The following is a 16,681-nucleotide window of genomic DNA, read 5'->3' as shown; positions in this document are numbered from 1 at the left end:
CGCGACGACCGGGTGCTCCGGGAGTGTCCTGGTACACAATCACCAGACGACACGATCTGTGTCATGAAATGTCCAATCCTTAAAGGTAAACGACTCATTCCGAGGTGATGCAGCTGCTGGTCGTGTCAGGTCGTCACGCGGAAGGTGGCGTCGGCGCGCGCCTGTGTGGTCGTGGTCTGCTCGAGCTTGAGCAGGTAGTTGTAGTGGCGGATGTACCTGTCGGGGTTGCTGTACGACTGGAACGACGACCACCCCGCGTCCGCCAGCCCGGCGACCTGCCGGAACGTCGCGGACGAGGAGAAGGCCGCGGTGCCGTCGTTGGCGGCCAGCACGAAGTCGAAGTTGACGTGCCGCAGGTAGTACCCCGGGAAGTTCACCGACTCGAAGGACACGTAGCCCGAGTTGTTGGCCAGACCCGGGACCACCCTGAACTGGGCGTCCTGAGTCGGGCTGACGTTGGCGTCGATACGCACGTCGAAGTTGGCGTGCCGCACGTACCGGGTCTGGAAGTTGTACGACTGGAGGCGGTTGGGCGCCGCGCCGGCGGGCCATCGGGCCAGCACCCGGCTCGACTCGGCGGCGGTCAGGTTCAGGATGGAGCCGTGGCGCTTGCGGCTGGCGCCCAGGGCGTAGTCGGACCGGGTCTGGAAGTTCGCCGTGCTGCCCAGGTTCGTCGAGGTGATCGGCATGTAGCCGCGCCCGGTGGCGTACTGGTCCAGCCACAGGGCCCACTCGTTACGGCCGTTGAACTGCATCCACATGGGGCCCTCGACGACGTTGCCGCCCCCGGTCCCGTTGGAGATGCCCAGGTGAGACAGGTTCCCGATGGTCGTCCACGTGCCGAGGACCGAGTTGCTGGCCTCGACCGTGATGTGGCCGTCGGCCGATGCCCGGTAGTAGCGGTAGCCGCCGACGCTGCCGGGCACCTCGACGATCTGCGTGTCGATGATCCCCTGGCCGGCGCCGCGGTCGATGTAGAGCTGCGGTGCGGTGAAGGTGCGGAAGTCGCTGGTGCGCACGTAGTAGATACGGTGCTTCTTGACGCCGTTGAGGGTGGCGTTCGTCGCCCAGTACACGACGTAGTCACCGGTCGCCGCGTTGTAGATCGCCTCGGGTGCCCAGGCGTCGCCGGCGCCGGAGATGGCGCCCGCCACGTTCAGCAGCCGGGGAGCCGACCAGTTCACCAGGTCGGTGGACTCCCACACGACCAGTGACTTGCTGCCCGCGTTCGCGGCGTCGCTCCACGAGGTGCCGCTGGCGATGCGCAGGTCGGTCGCGATGATCCAGTAGCGGTCACCGGCCGGCGAGCGGACGATCGCGGGGTCGCGGACTCCGCGGGTGCCGACCGTGGAGAGCAGGACCGGTCCTCCACTGTTCAGATCGGTCCAGTGCACGCCGTCGGTGCTGTGGGCGAGGTAGATCTGCTCGCCGTTGGCCGATTCGCCGGTGAAGTGCGCCATCAGGTAGCCGGTGAAGGGGTCGAGTGCCGCCGCCGGCTTCGGTGCCGCCACCGACCAGGACACGAGTATCAGGCAGGCGAGGGCGAACAGCGTGCTCAGCCTGGTTCTGGATCTCGGCATGGATGTATGTCTCCTCAGCTGGAAGGGGTCAGAGGGTGGGAACGACGGGGCGGATCGTGCCGTCGGCGTTGAACGCCATGCGGTCGATCGCGGTCTCGCGGTTGGTGCCGTTGCCGGCCGGCACTGCGAACCGGTGGTAGGCGATGTGCCAGGTGTCGGTGCCGGGGGCCTGCACCACCGAGTGGTGGCCGGGGCCGCGGATGCCCGCCTCCAGCCGCTTCTGCAGAACGACGCCGCGGTTGGTCCACGGCCCGAAGGGCGAGGATCCCGTGGCGTACGCGACCCGGTAGTCCTCGCTGCGCGTGTCGTTCTCCGACCACATGAGGTAGTACATGCCGTTGCGCTTGAACACGAACGGCGCCTCGTTGTAGCCGGTCGGCGTGATGGTGCGCACCTGCGCGGAGTCGAAGCTGATCATGTCGGCGTTCAGCGGGACCATCCTGGCCACACCCTGGCCCCAGTACAGGTAGGACTTACCGTCGTCGTCGGTGAAGACCATCGGGTCGATCGCCTGACCGCCGGAGAACTGTCCGCTGGTGACCAGCGGCCGGCCGAGGGCGTCACGGAACGGCCCGGTCGGCGTGTCGGCCACGGCCACGCCGAGCTGCTTGGCGGTGTTGCCGGTCGCCGAACCGCCGCTGAAATACAGGTAGTAGCGGCCGTTCTTCGTCGCGACCGCCGGGGCCCAGGCGGAGTTGTCGGCCCACGAGACGTCCGGGCCGTGGTCGAGGATGACGCCGTGGTCGGTCCAGTTCACCAGGTCGGTGGAGGAGAAGGCTTTGTAGTAGGTGCCGCTCCAGCCGGCGTATCCGTCGGTGGTCGGGTACAGGTAGTAGCGGCCGCCGAAGTTCGCGATGTGGGGATCGGCGAACAGCCCCGGGATCACCGGACCGGTGTTGCTCTTCGGGGCCCACGGTGCGGTGATCCGGAACGAGCTGTCGGACCGGAAGGCGGCGGTGTCCTGGTAGGTGTCGAGCCACAGCGCGAAGTCGCGGTGCCGGATCCGCCGGGTCGGGTAGTTGTACGAGGCGAGCGCGATCGACCCGGCGGTCGAGCCGTCGACTGCGCAGAATGTCGCATCCGCGCGGAAGACCGCGTCGCCGGTGTTGGCGTCGACCCGCAGCCGCCAGTCCCGGTGGCGGAGGAACAGCCCGCTCTTGGTCTGGAACGAGTAACACGCGGGTGAGGCCAGCCCGGTCACCACGGTGAGCGTGGCGTCGAGCTTGGTCTGCGCGGTGCTGCCCGAGGTGACCGCGTCGACCCGGCCCAGGGCGTCAAGATGCCGCACGTAGCGGCCGGCGTAGTTGACCGACTCCAGCGACCGTGCCCCGGTGGGCAGCGTCGCAGCGTACGCCGGCGCACCGGTCAGCACCACGACGAAGCTCGCAGCCAGGGCAGAAAGTGCCAGCAGGGAGCGAAAGTGCATCGGCAGTCTCCGATGTTAGCGTTAACATTGCGAACCAAACATTTCGAAGTAACGAAACGATTTCGGGTTGCTGGAAGTGTCAACACTGCGGAAACAGTTGTCAAGCATTCGATCGAAGATCCTGGTCGAGGCCCGTGACCCGACCGTCCAACACCGACCACCGGGTGCGGAAAGCCCACCGCACGGTGCTGGATCACCGCCGTCGACATCACCGAGGTCGACCGCCATCAGGCGATACTCGGTGGCAGGCGATCACGGACCTGGGCTGCTGCGCGCCCAGCCGGAGTTGTCCGGGCCGGTGGCGTCGGACCCGACTGCTCGGCGGGCCCGGAACCCGCCGACGCCGCGGCGTCAGGCAGGCCGCGGGCGCCCTGCTCGGTATTTACCCTGGTAGCTACAGGGCAGTCGCGGTCTCCTTCAGGATGCCGGCAAGTGCGCCGTAATCGACGGTCTGCCCTTCTTTGATGTCGACGGCTTTGCGCTCACCGTTGCCCAATGCCCGAAGGAACCCCTTGACCTCCGGAACATCCGTCGCGTTGAATACCATGAACGAGACCTTGTCCTTGGCCACCGCGATGACGGCCGCGTAGTGCCCGTTCTTGAGGTAGTGCGGCTTGCCGTACTGAAGCCGCTCCTCGATATCCGGAATGGTCTGGCCGACCATCGCACGCAGTTTCTGGCACACGTCGATCTGCCACGGCTGTGCCTTGTTGATGTACTGGGTGACATCGTCACTCACGGTCTTCTCCTTCAATATCGTCGCCAAGAATGACGGCCTGATTCCAGACCGATACGCATCGGCCGACCTGTCCCGTCGTAGATCCGGACCGTACCGGCCGTCACCGACAAGAGTCCCGGACTCCTGCTCCCGCCCGAGGGACGACGGTGACGGGACGGCAGAGCGGCACGGCTTCACATAAGCCGCGTAGCGGGATTTTGAGGAGAACCCGAGCGGCCGGTAGCGGACAAACCGCGAGGGTGAGCCGACAGTATCGCGCTGACCGGTGCTGGCGGGCGGCTACGCTCGGCGTCCTGCCGACGAGCGAATTTGGGGACGGCGTGGAGATGTCGTTACCGGCGGAGGTCGACGAGTTCATCGCGGCGGTACGCGGGTTCTCGCCGAGCCGTTCACGCGGGTGGGCCTCAAGGCGCCCGTCCGTCCTGCTGCGCCGGTGGACGGCGGCACCCGTCCGGTCTCGGAGGCGTGGCGGATCCCCGGCTTACCGTTGCCGCTGCGGTGCGAGCTGACTTCTGCGGTTCAACCGGTTGGATCAGAGGCATCTGTTGCACCGCCTGCTCAGGGTCGGCCCGGGTCGTTCGTCGTGTCCGCCCGGTCGGGCAGGAAGATCTCCTCGATGGTCAGGTCGAAGACGTCGGCGATGGTGAACGCCAGGGGCAGGCTGGGGTCGTACCGCTCGGTCTCGATGGCGTTGATGGCCTGTCGGGAGACCTGGCACCGATCGGCAAGGTCGGCTTGGCTCCATCGGCGGGCTGCCCGCAGCTCGCGTAGCCGGTTCTTCATCGGCGCGGGGCCTTCACCGGTTGAAGCGGGTGCGCAGGTCCGCGGTCACATGCCAGATCGTCATCCCGCCGATGATGATCAGCTGGGTGAGCTGGTGGACCTGGATGACGTCCGCGGAATCGAGCACGGCGGCCACCTGTAGTGCCACGAGGACCACCGCAAACGCGATGGCCATGCTCTCCAGCTGAATCTTGCGGAGGTATTCGTCCGCACGCCGGAACGCCCGCACCATGACCCAGGCCATGGCGAGCGCGAACACGCCGGTAGCGGCAATCCACCAGGCCTTCTGCGTTGCGCTCTGATCCGGACTACTGCCCAGCGCCAGGGCCACCCAGCCCAGCGTGACCACCGGTAGGCCGTCGACGAGGACGGCACGGCGGGCCGCGCGTGCGACTTCGTTCTGCTGTGCTTGCTCCGTCATGACCCGAAGGTAAGGTGTCCCTTCCATTTAGTCAAGGGTCCCTGACATTTCGGAAGGCCCACCTTACATCGCACCGCGGTGCCGTCAGCTGGACCACCCGGATCAAGTAGCCGACCGCACACTGAACCGCCCGAGCCTGGTGGATTGTCTACTTCGGCGTGTCAGGCGACCGGCACCTCCACACCCGCATACGCTCCGCACCGGGCCAGGGGGACTGGCTCGACAACGTACGAGGACGGCGTACGAGCTACGGGGGCAACCAACGGCCGGATCTTCCCGATGATCGGGACTCGTCCTTAGCCAGGAGCGTCAATGTACTCCATGACCATCGCCTCATTGCCCTTTCCGATTGAGGCGTACAAAGACGAGCACCCCGCGGAGTCCGGAATCTGGGGAGCCGAAGTCGCCAAGGCGGGTCTGCTGCGGGCGGTGCTGCAGCATTCGCAGTGCGAAACCGTGTATCTGCCGTGCACGACCCGGCGCCAGCTGTCCGAGGCCGGGGACCGGCTGATGGCATACCCGAATCGGGAGCGTTTCCGACCGGTACTCGTCGCCGACTATCCCCATGTCGCGCGTCATGGCCGCATGGTGTTTTTCCATCCCGGTTCGTCTGGTGAGGATGGCATCCGGGACCCGGGTCTGCAGGGTCTGGTGAACATGCGTGCGTTCGTAGGCGGCGACCCATGGCCAGTCATCGGTGTCACGCACAGCATCTCGGGCGGACCCGGATTCTGGTATGCGTTCGGCGCGCTTCTGAGGGCGCTACGCAGCCAGGATGCCTTAGTGTGTACCAGCCGTGCCGGTCGCGCCGCCGTGGAGCGGCTGACGTCGGCCGCCTCGGCGCGGCAGCCACCGGAGAAGATCAGGTGCCGATTGCCGGTCATTCCGCTGGGCACGGATGCCACCACGTATCGGCCAGGCGAAAAGGCGCCGGCACGAACACGACTCGGCCTTGCTCAGGGTGCGGTGGTCATCCTCTACCTCGGCAGGTTCTCGGCGCACTACAAGGCCGATCTCTTCCCGTTGGTCCTCGCCTTTCGGCGGCTCCCGCCGAAGCAGCGCGCGATCGCCACGCTGGTTCTCGCCGGTGACGACGTGCCGCACCAGATCACGCCCAGGCTGGAGAAATTCGCCGGCGAATTGGGCGTGGGCGACATGGTGACGGTCATACCGAATCCGACGAGTGACATAAAACGCAGCCTGTACGACGCCGCCGACGTCTTCGTGTCACCAACCGACAGCGTGCAGGAAACCTTCGGCCAGACGGTGATCGAAGCGATGGCGTGTGGGCTTCCGGTGATCGCCTCGGATTGGGACGGCCACCGCGACTCGGTGCAGCACGGTGTCACCGGGTTCCTCGTCCCCACGCAATGGGCGGACTGTTTCGAGCACCTGCGGCACACGCCATTTCTGTGGGAGCCGTTGGAGCTGTACCGACACCTGGGCCAGGCGACATCGGTCGACATGCGGAGCCTGACGCAATATCTGGAACGGCTGATCGACAGCCCTGCACTCCGGACGCGTATGGGCGCCGAGGCGCGGCGTCGGGTGGTGCAGCACCATGACTGGCCGGTCATCGTCCGCCAGTACGAAGCGCTCTGGCTCGAACTTCTGGACCAGGAGAGGAGTCGGGCCGACGATCCGCCCTGCGACGATCTCGGATTCGACTACCTTGAGACGTTCCGTGCCCACCCGACGTCGTTGATCAACTCCGACACGCGGGTCCAGATCAGTGCGGAAGGTGCCGAGCTCGCCGCGGGCGGGTTGCAGTTCCTCCGCGTGACCGAGTTGTCGGAGGAACTGGAGATCTGTACGAAGATCCTGGCGACGTGCGGTGCCGACCGCAGGATTCCGATCTCCGAACTGATGGCACGCGTGTCGGCCGCTGCACCCCAATCGCGGCACCAGTGCTTTCCGCAGATAGCCCAGCTCGTGAAGTACGGCCTCCTCGAACTCGTGAACTGACGGTGCGGACCTCGTGGCAGCGGCGGCGCAGCGGGATCATCCACTCGCTTCCGTGAGCGCAGTGCGGATCAGCACGGTCGACTTCGTCTCCCAAGCTCCCAGCCGCGGCCACGGGCAGCTGTACCGGAGGACTTCCTCGCCGGGCCAGTTGAACGGCGGCCCGAGCACGTCGACGGGACGCATGAGCCCCGCTGGCACGTCCGTGTTGACGTCCTCGATGCGCACCACCGAACCATCGGGTCGATACAGCTCGGACGTCACGGTGTTCGTCACCAGGGCCAGGCGGAACCGTCCGAGCAACTCCGACATGCGGTGAACCTCGCTGTTCGGGAGATGCTGCAGCACGTCCTTCACGATCAGGAGATCAGCGTGGGGCAGCTCGTCCTCGTCGTTCAGCCGCGCGAATCGGATGTTGTCGACCTGATAGCGCTGTCGATTCCGCAGGATGACCGATTCGACGACGTCGACGCCGAGATACGCCACGCCACTCCAGTCGATCAGTCTCGACGAGCGCCAATCTCCACATCCGAGGTCGACGACGGTCTGGATGTCGTGCTGGACGATGAACCGCTGGACGAACGTTCGATACCGTTCGGTGTTGGCGGGATCGGACCCCGTGCCAGAGCCGTTGGCCCACAGCCCATCTCGATAGATCTGCTCGAACACGCTCGCCAATGGGTGCACGTGCGATCTCCTAGGAGCGGGGGTCGCGGTGCGGCGCGACGGAGAGGCCGTGGAGCACCTTGCCAAGCGTGATGAGCGTTTCCCGTTCGGAGCCATGGTTGCCGAGCAGGCGGTTGTGATGCAGGTGGAGGTGGTCGCTGAGCGACGCGGGATCGAGCTGCGCAGACAGGCCGGCGAGCTTGGCCCGCCTGTCCGCGAGGATCGCCGACAGTTCCTTTCCCCCTGAGTAGCTGCTGGGTCCGACGGTGATCAAGGCGCGTACGTCGCGCACCCGGGCGGCCCGTGCAGGATCGGGCGGCGGACGCCGGGGGATCACCTTGCTGTACCACGCGAGGTGGTGCACGTCTTCGTCCAGCGTGTCGAGAAGGTCATAGCAGGTCAGCGCGGCCAGCACGACGTCGTCGATGGCGAGCCGCCGGGCTCGGCGGAGCGCCAGGACGTCGACGACGGCGCTGCTGTCCGCGTTGAAGACGGCTTCCGCGAAAGCCATTCCCTCGGGGCCGTGGTAGCGCTCGAGTTCACGTTCGTAGGTGTCGACGGTGAAGCTCGAGCACAGCCCTCGCTCGACGAGTTGGGTGGCCCATGCACAGAGTTGGCGGAACAGCGTGCTCGTCAGGTCCTCCGGACGGCCATGGAGGCGCAGGCGCACATGGGGTTCGGGGTCGGCATAGCGGACGAAGAACCAGCGGTCGGCAAGACCGGCCCCAACGGCGCGCCCGGCTTCGTGGCCGGCCTCGACGATGACCTCGTCTTCGAAGGCGGGTGGGCAGTACAGTTTGAAGTAGAGCCAGTCGCTGCCGGGTGGTCGGATCCGGTACGACGAGTTCATCGGCAGCGGACGCGCTGGGACGTCGGCCTGCGGATCGTCCCTTGCGGTCCGGAACAGCGGTACCACGACCTCGCTGAGATATCGGCCCCCGGGCCCCGGCAGCCACGCGTGTGCCGGGCTGGGCAGTGCCTCTTCGACAATGAGCCGGTTCGGCTCGCGGTGGCGGCGAAGCTGGTGTCGCAGTCCGTCGAGTTCAACGGTGCTGTCCAAGTCGACAAGGAGCCGGTAGTCGAACGATCCGACGTTGACGTATCGGGGGACCCGCAGTCGCGTCCGCCATTCCGTCACGGCCTGCGCGAAGGCGGGCACCGACTCGGCGGCCCTTGCGGCGCGGATCAGTGGGGTGGCTCGGTAGCGCGCTGGGCACAAGACGATGCGCCCGACGTGGATGCGCGGCAGCGCGGGCAGCATCGCGGCGGCACCCCAGTCGAACACGGTGAACGGGACGCGCCTGTCGGTGCCCGTATCGGCGAGGAAGCAGCACAGGTCGGGGCCCGTCCGAGGGTCGAGCATGTGGCCCGCGACGATCGCCACCTCGGCACCGCGCGCAGACCACCACAGCCGGAACCGCTCACCCGTCGATTCGACGGCGAGTTCGCCGACGGGGATCACACACGCGGGCGCCACACCCGGCGACACGCCGATGACGAGTTCGTGGTGGCGGGAGTGCTGCCGGATGGCGACGTTGGCGTTCTTGGCGGTCATCGGCAGATAGGCCAGCTCTGCGAAGACCACCTCGGACGACAGCTCGGATTCGCGCGTATGCACTTCTTCCAGTGCGGTTCTGGCGGGCTCACCCAGGAGGTCGGCGAACCGGCCGAGCATCTTGCCTGCGGCTGCGGCGCCGAGGCCCGGGCCGATGACGAGGTGGTAGTTTCCGTCGTCCACGTCGGCTGGGGACTCGGCGACCAGCAGCGCGGACACGTCCAGCGACAGGGGCGCGTGCGTCGCCGGGAAGGGGGTGGACAACCGCTCCAAAGTCGACTCATCGAGTTCGATCGAGGTGCGGCCCTCGCACAGGGCGTTTCCGGCCAGCTCCACCAGCAGCTGATCACGGACCGTGTATCCGCTCGGTGCGGGCGTGTCGACCCCGGCATACGGCGACCCGAGCCCCGAGTTGGGATCGAGCACCGCCAGTAGTGGCACCGCCCGGCCGAGTCCGTAACGCTGCTCGAATCGTGCCCGGTACGCGGCGGTCAGGGTACCGCGGTAGTGCTCGGGGGCCAGTCGAAGGAGCAGCTCGGCGGCGCGCGCGGCATCGTCGGCGACGGCGCGATGGACGTGCGATCCGGCCAGGGGGAGTGCCATGTCGACCTGAGGGGGCGCGGTGGCCCACGCGTGGTCCGCGCAGCCCGACATCTCGAGCAAGCACCGGTAGGCCGCTTCGGCGGCCGTCAACGAGCAGGTGTCGAAATCCTCCATCGCGGTGAGCAGAGTGCCCAGGACACGGTGTGCTTCGGCCGCCTGTGGAATGCCGCTCAGCTTGTCCGCCACGTACCGCGCGGGATCGTGGTTGGTCAACGGTGGGCGCAGGTCGGTCAACAGGAGCTGCTGCTGCCACAACTGCTCCACGAGAACCTCGACCCGGGCGATCGGCGCACGCGCCAGTGCGACCAACCCGGTGATCAGGTCATCGTGCCGAATCGGTCTGCGGGCCAGTGCGATCGCTGCGCGTACCGGATCCGTGGCACGGACCGAGACGGTCGACCTGGTGCGATGGCGCGGGCCGCCCACGGTGCTCGCCGGAGCGAACAGCCGGCCCGCCCGTTCGGTGACCTCGGGGTTGGCGACGTACGACAGGTGCCTGCGCACGGCAGGGTCTGACTCGACGTCGAAGACCAGGCCGAGCAGCCATTCCATGTCCGGACGGGTTCGGGTTCGCGGCCGGGATGTCCCGAGCTCGACGTCCGTCGTATCGGCCCACGCCACCAGCGCGATCCCGGCGAACAGCCCGTAGGGGGTGGCTCGAGTGGACATGCGCACCAGGTAGCGCTGGAGCGTCCTGGCCAGCCGGGAGTCGTCCGCCAGCCGGTCGGACCGGCTCAGCGCGTCCATGACAGCGGGGTTGCCGACGGTCAACGCCGCACGCACCCGCGGGTCGTCCACCACATCGCCGACCGTCGGGCCGCCCGCCATCCGGGACCGCGTCATCGCGGTGTAGCACTCGACGGGCAGGAGCGGAGCGCGTAGCAGCCCCCACTCAGCGGGCCGATAGAGTTCCCTGGCCGCCGGCTTCGAGCACGTGGGCACCGTCGGGCTGAGCTGCTCGCTCGGGTCGTCAGGCAATGAGGAGCATCCTGTCCCAGTCCGGCGCCACGTCGGTCGAGGCGGCGAGCAGGGTCATCGCCACCCCGGCAGCACCGTCGACAAAGCCGGGATTATCCGGATTGCGCGGATGGTCGTGCTCGCGATAGCCGTAGGCGCTGTCGGGTTCGTGCAGCACGAGCAGCCGGTCGAGTAGCGCCTGAGCGTGGTGGCCGAACCGCTCGTCGCCGGTGTCATGGTGGAACCGCATCGTGATCTGCAGCAGGCCGGCCAGGCCGTGACACAGGCCGGGCGCGATGACGTGTTCGCAGTCAGCCAACCGCCGGTAGACGGCCAGCATCGCATCGGCAGCCCACTCACACGTGGCGCCGTCGTCCATGGCGGTGCCGGCCAGCCAGAGCGTCCGCGCCACCCCGGGCGTCCCGTAACACCAGGCGTCCGGCGGAGGTCTACCGGTGTCGTCGAAGCCGCCGGCGACGCGTCCGGTGGTGTCGAGCGGAACGCCCACCGGCCACCGGGGGCCGTAGGCGTCGTCCCGCCGGCACGCAGCCAGCCACGTGACCAGATGCCGAAGGGCTTCGTCGAGCCGCTCCGCCCGCACACCCAGCGCCCGCGATCGGGCCAGGAACGCCAACGGACCGGCCACCCCGTGGGCGAGCCCGCAATCGACGAAGCCGTACGGGAACTGGGTGCGGAAGAATCCGTGCACCGCGTCGCCGACCTTTGCCCACGGTGGTGGCGTGGCACGGTCCAGGGCGTCGCCGATCAATATCTCCGCCACCCTGGTTGCGCCGGCCAGGCCGCCCGGCTCGTCGGCTCGCTGAAGCAGGTACGTGCCCACGCCGGCCAGGCCGCCCTCGGCATCGAAGTCGAGCCGCGGACCTCTGGCTCCGTCCTCGCCCGGCGGCCGGTCGAGGTACCGGTGCAGCGCGTCGTCGATCGACGCAAGCAGACGCTGGTATCTGCTGCCTGCTCGGGCGAGCGACGATGCCACGAAACCGAGCCCCGCCAGGCCGTCGAACAGCCCGGAAGGTACCGGGCCTTCGCGTGCGGCGAACGTCGCGGCGCGCTGCAGATATCGGTGGGCCCATGCCCACCACGCTGGATCATCCGAGCAGGCGCCGACATAGCCGCACATCAGGGCCATCCCGGCATCGCCTTCGGCAACCGAGGAGCGCAACCACTTCTTCGTCGGCGCGGCGGCCGGCGGCTGCCGGAGCGTGATCGCGATGCTCAATGCCAGTCGCAACGCTCGCTCCTGCTGGCTCGACGTGGCGACTGCTCGCCACGGGTGCGGCCCCGCCTGCCGCTGCGCAGTCGAAGCCACCGAGTCGCCGATCATGCGCGAGTCGTGCGACTCACTGCGGGCAAAGACGGCTCGGGCAGGTACCTTCAGGTTCGGTCCGGCGGGGTTCGAAGGGCCCGAACGCATATGCATCCCGGGGCCGTGCCTCCAAGCGGACGTCGAGATCGAAATCCGCTTTATGCTGGCCGTGGCTGGTCCAGGTGTAGTCGATGGTCGCGTCGCGTCGCACGGTGACGGCGACTACCTCGTGGCCGGGAAACGGCGATGCGTCCGCAGGCACCTGCGCCGTATACAGCAAATCACCGGACGCGAACTCGGCGTAGTAGTCCAGCGCCAAGGTCAGGTAGATCCGCTGATAACCCGGCCTGCTGCTGTTGCCCGCGAAGCCGACCAGTTCCATGACGTCCGATGGCGCCGCAGCCGGGTCGGGACGGACGCCGTCGACGTACGGATGCTGGCTGAACGCATCGTTGCTCATTTCGGTTCCTTCCTTCGCGAATCGTTCCAAAATAGTATCAGGCAGGCATTCACGGCCGGGTCCGCTTGTCCGTGTCCTGCTCGGCCGGAACCTGTGGCGGCAGCCGATGCCGACGCCTTGCTGAAGGGCCGGGGCTAGACTCGGCGCTCATGGTTCGTGGCCTTTACCAAGCGCGGGAACTCGCTGACGTGGATTCACCGCGGGAACTGCGCAGCATCGTCGGCGACAAAGCAGCCGAAATGGTGGAACTGGCACGAAACACGCGTGCGCTCGGCGCACCCTTCGTATCATATTCCGTGCTGGGCGTGGACGCTTTGGCCACCTTCTACACCAGAGCACATGTCGACCGTCTACCGCTCGAACAGACCGAACTGCCAGGCGCGTCGACCATCCCCTCGACACTGTCAGACCGACTGCGCGGCTTCCACGACGTGCTCACTGAGGCACTCGTCGACCGCAACGGCCTGGCCACCGTCTTGCGCAGCAGCATGCGCTGGCCAGGGCCCAAAGGAGACCGCCCACCGGGCCTCGACTCCACGCAGTTCATCCCGAGCTGGCCGCAGGCTGAACCGCTGACCTTCCCCAGCACCCTCTACAAGGCGTACGCGACGCTGTGCCACCGACTGCACGATCTACCCACCGACGAACCCCGCGACGCCGGCCTCATCGTGATGGACCTGCTGCCAAGACTGGCCTGGCAGGGCACAGCGTACGTGCGGGAAGGCGAACCTATCGTCGAAATCGCGCCGTGGGGCGGTGGCGGTCAGGCGCACCGCTTCCCCGACAGCGCGACGCTGCGGGAAGCCGGGCCACTCGCGCGGCGGAGCGCTGAGCGCCTCTGCGCCATACTGGCGGAGCTGGCGGCGATGACCGGTGCCGGGACCCGGTGCGTGGAGCTGGAGTTCCTCGTCGACACCGACGACGAACCGCTGGTCCTGCAGCGCAGGACCCTGCCCGGCGACGCAGGCATCTTCCACACTCCCGGCACCTACGAAGGCCCGGCAGTGGACCTGAGGGCCTGTGACACCTCCGATGTCGAACATGTCGACGAAATGCTCGCCTTCGCCGCAGGGAAAGCAGCTGTGCTCCCACTGCTCGAACCCCGGCAGCTCGACGCCTTCACCGTCGCCTGGCGCCTGCACGAAAAGGGTGGCCCCAGCCCCGCGGCGCTCGTGTTGGTGCCACGCCCCGGCAGCCGGTCCGGCATGCCGAGCCACATCCCTTGGCTGCTGCGAGACGCCTTGCCCGGCACCCTCCTGGTCATCGGCGAGGCGCCGGCCAAGGTGAGAGCTTGCGAGCTGGCATCCGACGGCACCACCGCCCGCGTCACCTGGCAGTAGGCAGCTCGCTGCGGGTGTCAGCCGGCCGCGAGCTGAACCGGCTCCGAGCCGCCCCCGCCCACCATCGCGAAGAACCATCGCGTTCGACCCGATGCTCCGGGAAAGCATCAGCCTCCGAACTCGATCGACCCGTCCCGGCGCCCGCTTTCGGCAAGGTGCCGGAAGGCCAGACCGGCAAGGACCAGCCAGCCCAGGGCGACCGAGCATTCCAGTGCCGCCTGCCGACCGATGTCGGCCAGGCGTCCATCGGCCAGGACCTCGCGAACGGCTTGCAGACCGTGCGTCAGCGGCAATACATTCGCCAGGTACTGCACCGGCGCGGGCCAGAAGGAAACCGAGACCTGAACCCCGGCCAACACCATCAGGGAGAGGCTTCCGGTGTTGGCGATCAGACTGCGCAACCGCATGGCCCGCAGCGCGATCGAGGCCAGGACGAGCCCGAAGCAGTAGACGGACACCGCGATCAGTACGACCAGCGGAACCACCAGCAGGGCCGCCGGCATCGGCAGGCGCACGCCGAACAGGGGAGCCAGCAGGAACAGGGAGACAAGGCTGCATCCCACCCCGTCGAGCAGCCACTGCACGCTGCGGCCGGCGAAGACCACGAACGGCGCCGTCGGGCTCGCGATGAGCAGCGGCAGCGTGCCGGCCATCCGCTCCCAGGCCGTCGACGCGCAGATGGCCAGTACCGCGAACGCCATGACCAGGACCGCGTTACCGACGAGCAGGTACTGTGTCCGCGCCGCCGATCCGAGCATCTTGCCCAGCAGGGCGAACATGGAAACCTGGGCGAGCATCCGGAGCAGCCAGGCGAAGGTCCAGGTCCGCCAGGTGTAGATGGCGCGAAGGTCGGCCATCGCGCTGATGAACGCGTACCGCAGGACGCGTGCGTTGTCCCCTATCGCGGCCCTCACGTGAAGCTCACCGTCCCCTGATGCCGCACCCGGTGCAGTACCCGTCTGATCAACACGTATCCGATCGCCATGGCGACGGCGCCGAGCAGCAGGATGATGCCGAGCCGGAGCAGCACCTGGGTGACCGGAGCCGGCTGCAGGCAGTCTCGTAGCAGATCCGCTGCCCAGGACAGGAACACCACCTTGCTCACCGGCTGAAGCCATCCGGGAAGGACCGCCACCGGGACGAAGACTCCGCCCAGCACGTAGAAGGGGTAGGACATCGAGTTCTGGAACTGGACAGCCGACCTGGCCAGTACGAAGAACCCTGACATGATCATGGCTGTGCCGACCATCGCGAAGAACGTGCACGCCAGGGTGAGCAGGAAGACGCCGACGTGGTGGACCTGCACCCAGACCCCGAAGACGGCCCAGGCCGCGAATGCGCTCTCCGCCAGACCAAAGAGGCTGATCAGGGTCACCACCGCGATCCGCCCCAGCACGATGGTGGCCAGTGACGCCGGGGCAGCCACGGTCGCATCCAGGGTCCCGTTCCACCGCTCACTGTCGATGATCTCGCCCGACACGAACAGGGCGATGCTCCAGATGGCCATGATTCCCGTGCCGACCACCGCGTACGGGGCAAGGTCGAACCGGCCCGCCTCGGTCACGATGGCCATGAACGCGATCGTGAACAGCGGCAGCGTGACCAGTACCATCAGGTCATCCAGCGAGTGGCGCAGCTTCAAGGCCTGGAACCGCGCGGACGCCCAGAACAGGCGCATCAGCGCACCACCAGGCCGCGGTCGCCGACGACCTTCAGGTACACGTCCTCCAGCGTGGGCCGGCCGGTGCTGATGCTGGTCACGCCGGCACCGACCAGGACCCGGAGCACTTCGGCGCAGGCGCCCTCGGCGTCGGTCTCGACGATCACCCGCCCTGGCCCTTCGGTCCTGACCGCCGCCACGCCCGGCAGCTGCTGGAGCCGGTCGGCCAGGTCGGAGCCGACCACCTCCGCCGTGATGCGCTCGTAGGCCGACAGCCACCTGCCGATCGTGCGCGGGTCCTCGGTGGCGACCAGCCGTCCGCCGTCGATCAAGGACACCCGGTCGCAGACCGCCTCGGCCTCGGCCATGTCGTGGGTGGTGATCAGGATGGTCCGCCCCTCCGTGCGAAGCTCACCGACCAACACCCGAAAGTCGCGGGCCGCGACCGGATCCATACCCACCGTGGGCTCATCCAGGATCAGCACCCGCGGATCGCCGACAAGCGCACGAGCCAGATGCAAGCGCTGCTTCATGCCCCGGGAGAACGTCTCGACCCGCTCGTCGGCCCGGTCGGCGAGCCCCACCCGGTGCAGGAGGGACCCGACACGCGTCCTCGCCTCCCGGCTGGACTGCCGATACAGCGCCGACCAGTACATCAGGTTCTGCCGGGCGGTCAGCCGGGTGTACAGGCCGCGCTCGCCGCCGAACGCGATCCCGATCAGACGACGTACCGCGTCGGTCTCGGTCACCACGTCGTGCCCGGCCACCCGTACCGTGCCGGAAGTGGGAAGCAGGACCGTAGACAGGATCTTGCACAGTGTCGTCTTGCCGGCGCCGTTGGGACCGAGTAGGCCGTGCACCTCACCGGACTGGATCCTCAGCTCGACATGGTCCAGGGCCAGCCGCGGCTGTTCGTCGCGTTTACGCTGATAGGTGCGGCTGAGCTGCTCGATCTCGACCGCTTCGGCCACGTTCTCGCCGGTGCTCATGCCGCGTTTCCCCGCTGCTGGGCGACGAGGCTCTTCGGGCGCATGTCCGTCCAGTGCTGCTCGATGTAGTCCAGGCTTTCCCGGCGTCCGGCCGGGCCGTTGGCAATCTCCCAGCCGGCCGGCACCTCGATCCGCTCGGGCCACAGCGAGAACTGGCCCTCGGCGTTGACGAGAACCACATACGTCCCGGCTTCGTCTTCGAACGGATTAGGCATG

Annotated in this window: 15 protein-coding genes; 2 read left to right on the top strand and 13 right to left on the bottom strand. The window is 67.6% G+C overall.

Annotation, left to right across the window (positions count from 1 at the left end):
• Positions 1-125 precede the first annotated feature (125 nt).
• The 5 genes from FLL47_RS23070 to FLL47_RS23050 form a co-directional block, all read right to left on the bottom strand.
• Positions 126-1,580: a glycoside hydrolase family 43 protein gene (locus FLL47_RS23070; protein WP_144122646.1), complete on the bottom strand. Its 1,455-nt coding sequence runs from the start codon at positions 1,578-1,580 to the stop codon at positions 126-128.
• Positions 1,581-1,608: 28 nt separating this feature from the next.
• Positions 1,609-3,006 carry a family 43 glycosylhydrolase gene (locus FLL47_RS23065; protein WP_144122645.1) on the bottom strand — a complete coding sequence of 466 codons (1,398 nt, stop codon included), beginning with the start codon at positions 3,004-3,006 and terminating at the stop codon, positions 1,609-1,611.
• Between the two features lie 394 nt (positions 3,007-3,400).
• Positions 3,401-3,745, bottom strand: a complete 345-nt coding sequence (locus tag FLL47_RS23060; protein WP_144122644.1) for a DUF1801 domain-containing protein — start codon at positions 3,743-3,745, stop codon at positions 3,401-3,403.
• Positions 3,746-4,303: 558 nt separating this feature from the next.
• Entirely contained in the window at positions 4,304-4,528 is a 225-nt protein-coding gene (locus FLL47_RS23055) for a helix-turn-helix transcriptional regulator (RefSeq protein ID WP_144122643.1), read from the bottom strand.
• A gap of 13 nt (positions 4,529-4,541) precedes the next feature.
• Positions 4,542-4,949: a hypothetical protein gene (locus tag FLL47_RS23050; RefSeq protein ID WP_144122642.1), complete on the bottom strand. Its 408-nt coding sequence runs from the start codon at positions 4,947-4,949 to the stop codon at positions 4,542-4,544.
• Between the two features lie 312 nt (positions 4,950-5,261).
• Here FLL47_RS23050 and FLL47_RS23045 point away from each other — a divergent pair, with 312 nt between their 5' ends.
• Complete coding sequence (locus FLL47_RS23045) at positions 5,262-6,914, top strand: glycosyltransferase family 4 protein (RefSeq protein WP_144122641.1); 1,653 nt, start codon at positions 5,262-5,264, stop codon at positions 6,912-6,914.
• Positions 6,915-6,950: 36 nt separating this feature from the next.
• On the opposite strand, the gene FLL47_RS23040 is transcribed toward FLL47_RS23045, so the two are convergent.
• The 4 genes from FLL47_RS23040 to FLL47_RS23025 form a co-directional block, all read right to left on the bottom strand.
• Positions 6,951-7,580 (bottom strand): class I SAM-dependent methyltransferase, encoded by a 630-nt coding sequence (locus tag FLL47_RS23040; RefSeq protein ID WP_144122640.1) that lies wholly within the window; start codon positions 7,578-7,580, stop codon positions 6,951-6,953.
• Positions 7,581-7,608: 28 nt separating this feature from the next.
• A complete protein-coding gene (locus tag FLL47_RS23035; protein ID WP_281286741.1) occupies positions 7,609-10,563 on the bottom strand; it encodes a lantibiotic dehydratase in 2,955 nt (984 codons plus the stop codon).
• Between the two features lie 142 nt (positions 10,564-10,705).
• Positions 10,706-12,034, bottom strand: a complete 1,329-nt coding sequence (locus FLL47_RS23030; RefSeq protein WP_186315853.1) for a lanthionine synthetase C family protein — start codon at positions 12,032-12,034, stop codon at positions 10,706-10,708.
• Between the two features lie 16 nt (positions 12,035-12,050).
• On the bottom strand, positions 12,051-12,476 hold the full coding sequence (locus FLL47_RS23025; protein ID WP_144122637.1) for a hypothetical protein: 426 nt from the start codon (positions 12,474-12,476) through the stop codon (positions 12,051-12,053).
• A 149-nt stretch (positions 12,477-12,625) separates the two neighbouring features.
• On the opposite strand from FLL47_RS23025, the gene FLL47_RS23020 reads away from it, so the two are divergent.
• A complete protein-coding gene (locus FLL47_RS23020; protein WP_144122636.1) occupies positions 12,626-13,816 on the top strand; it encodes a hypothetical protein in 1,191 nt (396 codons plus the stop codon).
• Positions 13,817-13,923: 107 nt separating this feature from the next.
• Here the strand turns inward: FLL47_RS23020 and FLL47_RS23015 are convergent, their stop codons facing one another.
• The 4 genes from FLL47_RS23015 to FLL47_RS23000 are packed head-to-tail and all read right to left on the bottom strand — an operon-like array spanning position 13,924 to position 16,680.
• A complete protein-coding gene (locus FLL47_RS23015; protein ID WP_186315852.1) occupies positions 13,924-14,673 on the bottom strand; it encodes an ABC transporter permease in 750 nt (249 codons plus the stop codon).
• A gap of 53 nt (positions 14,674-14,726) precedes the next feature.
• The gene (locus tag FLL47_RS23010; RefSeq protein ID WP_144122634.1) at positions 14,727-15,494 is read right to left on the bottom strand and encodes an ABC transporter permease; all 768 of its coding nucleotides are present in this window, start codon (positions 15,492-15,494) and stop codon (positions 14,727-14,729) included.
• Positions 15,494-16,465, bottom strand: a complete 972-nt coding sequence (locus tag FLL47_RS23005) for an ABC transporter ATP-binding protein (protein ID WP_144122633.1) — start codon at positions 16,463-16,465, stop codon at positions 15,494-15,496. The genes FLL47_RS23010 and FLL47_RS23005 overlap by 1 nt, the downstream gene beginning before the upstream one ends.
• A complete protein-coding gene (locus FLL47_RS23000; RefSeq protein ID WP_144122632.1) occupies positions 16,462-16,680 on the bottom strand; it encodes an MbtH family protein in 219 nt (72 codons plus the stop codon). The genes FLL47_RS23005 and FLL47_RS23000 overlap by 4 nt, the downstream gene beginning before the upstream one ends.
• Position 16,681: the final 1 nt, after the last annotated feature.

It is taken from the genome of Catellatospora sichuanensis (assembly GCF_007483665.1).
In the GTDB taxonomy this organism is placed as follows: Bacteria; Actinomycetota; Actinomycetes; order Mycobacteriales; family Micromonosporaceae; genus Catellatospora; species Catellatospora sichuanensis.
Note: the sequence above shows the minus strand (reverse complement) of the source record. Positions and strands in the feature narration are given on the sequence as shown.

What these genes read in the sequence shown, in the direction of transcription:
- FLL47_RS23070 (WP_144122646.1), bottom strand. Translation starts at nt 1,580, where the DNA reads ATGCCGAGATCCAGAACCAGGCTGAGCACGCTGTTCGCCCTCGCCTGC.
- FLL47_RS23065 (WP_144122645.1), bottom strand. Translation starts at nt 3,006, where the DNA reads ATGCACTTTCGCTCCCTGCTGGCACTTTCTGCCCTGGCTGCGAGCTTC.
- FLL47_RS23055 (WP_144122643.1), bottom strand. Translation starts at nt 4,528, where the DNA reads ATGAAGAACCGGCTACGCGAGCTGCGGGCAGCCCGCCGATGGAGCCAA.
- FLL47_RS23050 (WP_144122642.1), bottom strand. Translation starts at nt 4,949, where the DNA reads ATGACGGAGCAAGCACAGCAGAACGAAGTCGCACGCGCGGCCCGCCGT.
- FLL47_RS23045 (WP_144122641.1), top strand. Translation starts at nt 5,262, where the DNA reads ATGTACTCCATGACCATCGCCTCATTGCCCTTTCCGATTGAGGCGTAC.
- FLL47_RS23035 (WP_281286741.1), bottom strand. Translation starts at nt 10,563, where the DNA reads ATGGCGGGCGGCCCGACGGTCGGCGATGTGGTGGACGACCCGCGGGTG.
- FLL47_RS23030 (WP_186315853.1), bottom strand. Translation starts at nt 12,034, where the DNA reads ATGATCGGCGACTCGGTGGCTTCGACTGCGCAGCGGCAGGCGGGGCCG.
- FLL47_RS23025 (WP_144122637.1), bottom strand. Translation starts at nt 12,476, where the DNA reads ATGAGCAACGATGCGTTCAGCCAGCATCCGTACGTCGACGGCGTCCGT.
- FLL47_RS23020 (WP_144122636.1), top strand. Translation starts at nt 12,626, where the DNA reads ATGGTTCGTGGCCTTTACCAAGCGCGGGAACTCGCTGACGTGGATTCA.
- FLL47_RS23015 (WP_186315852.1), bottom strand. Translation starts at nt 14,673, where the DNA reads ATGGCCGACCTTCGCGCCATCTACACCTGGCGGACCTGGACCTTCGCC.
- FLL47_RS23010 (WP_144122634.1), bottom strand. Translation starts at nt 15,494, where the DNA reads ATGCGCCTGTTCTGGGCGTCCGCGCGGTTCCAGGCCTTGAAGCTGCGC.
- FLL47_RS23005 (WP_144122633.1), bottom strand. Translation starts at nt 16,465, where the DNA reads ATGAGCACCGGCGAGAACGTGGCCGAAGCGGTCGAGATCGAGCAGCTC.
- FLL47_RS23000 (WP_144122632.1), bottom strand. Translation starts at nt 16,680, where the DNA reads ATGCCTAATCCGTTCGAAGACGAAGCCGGGACGTATGTGGTTCTCGTC.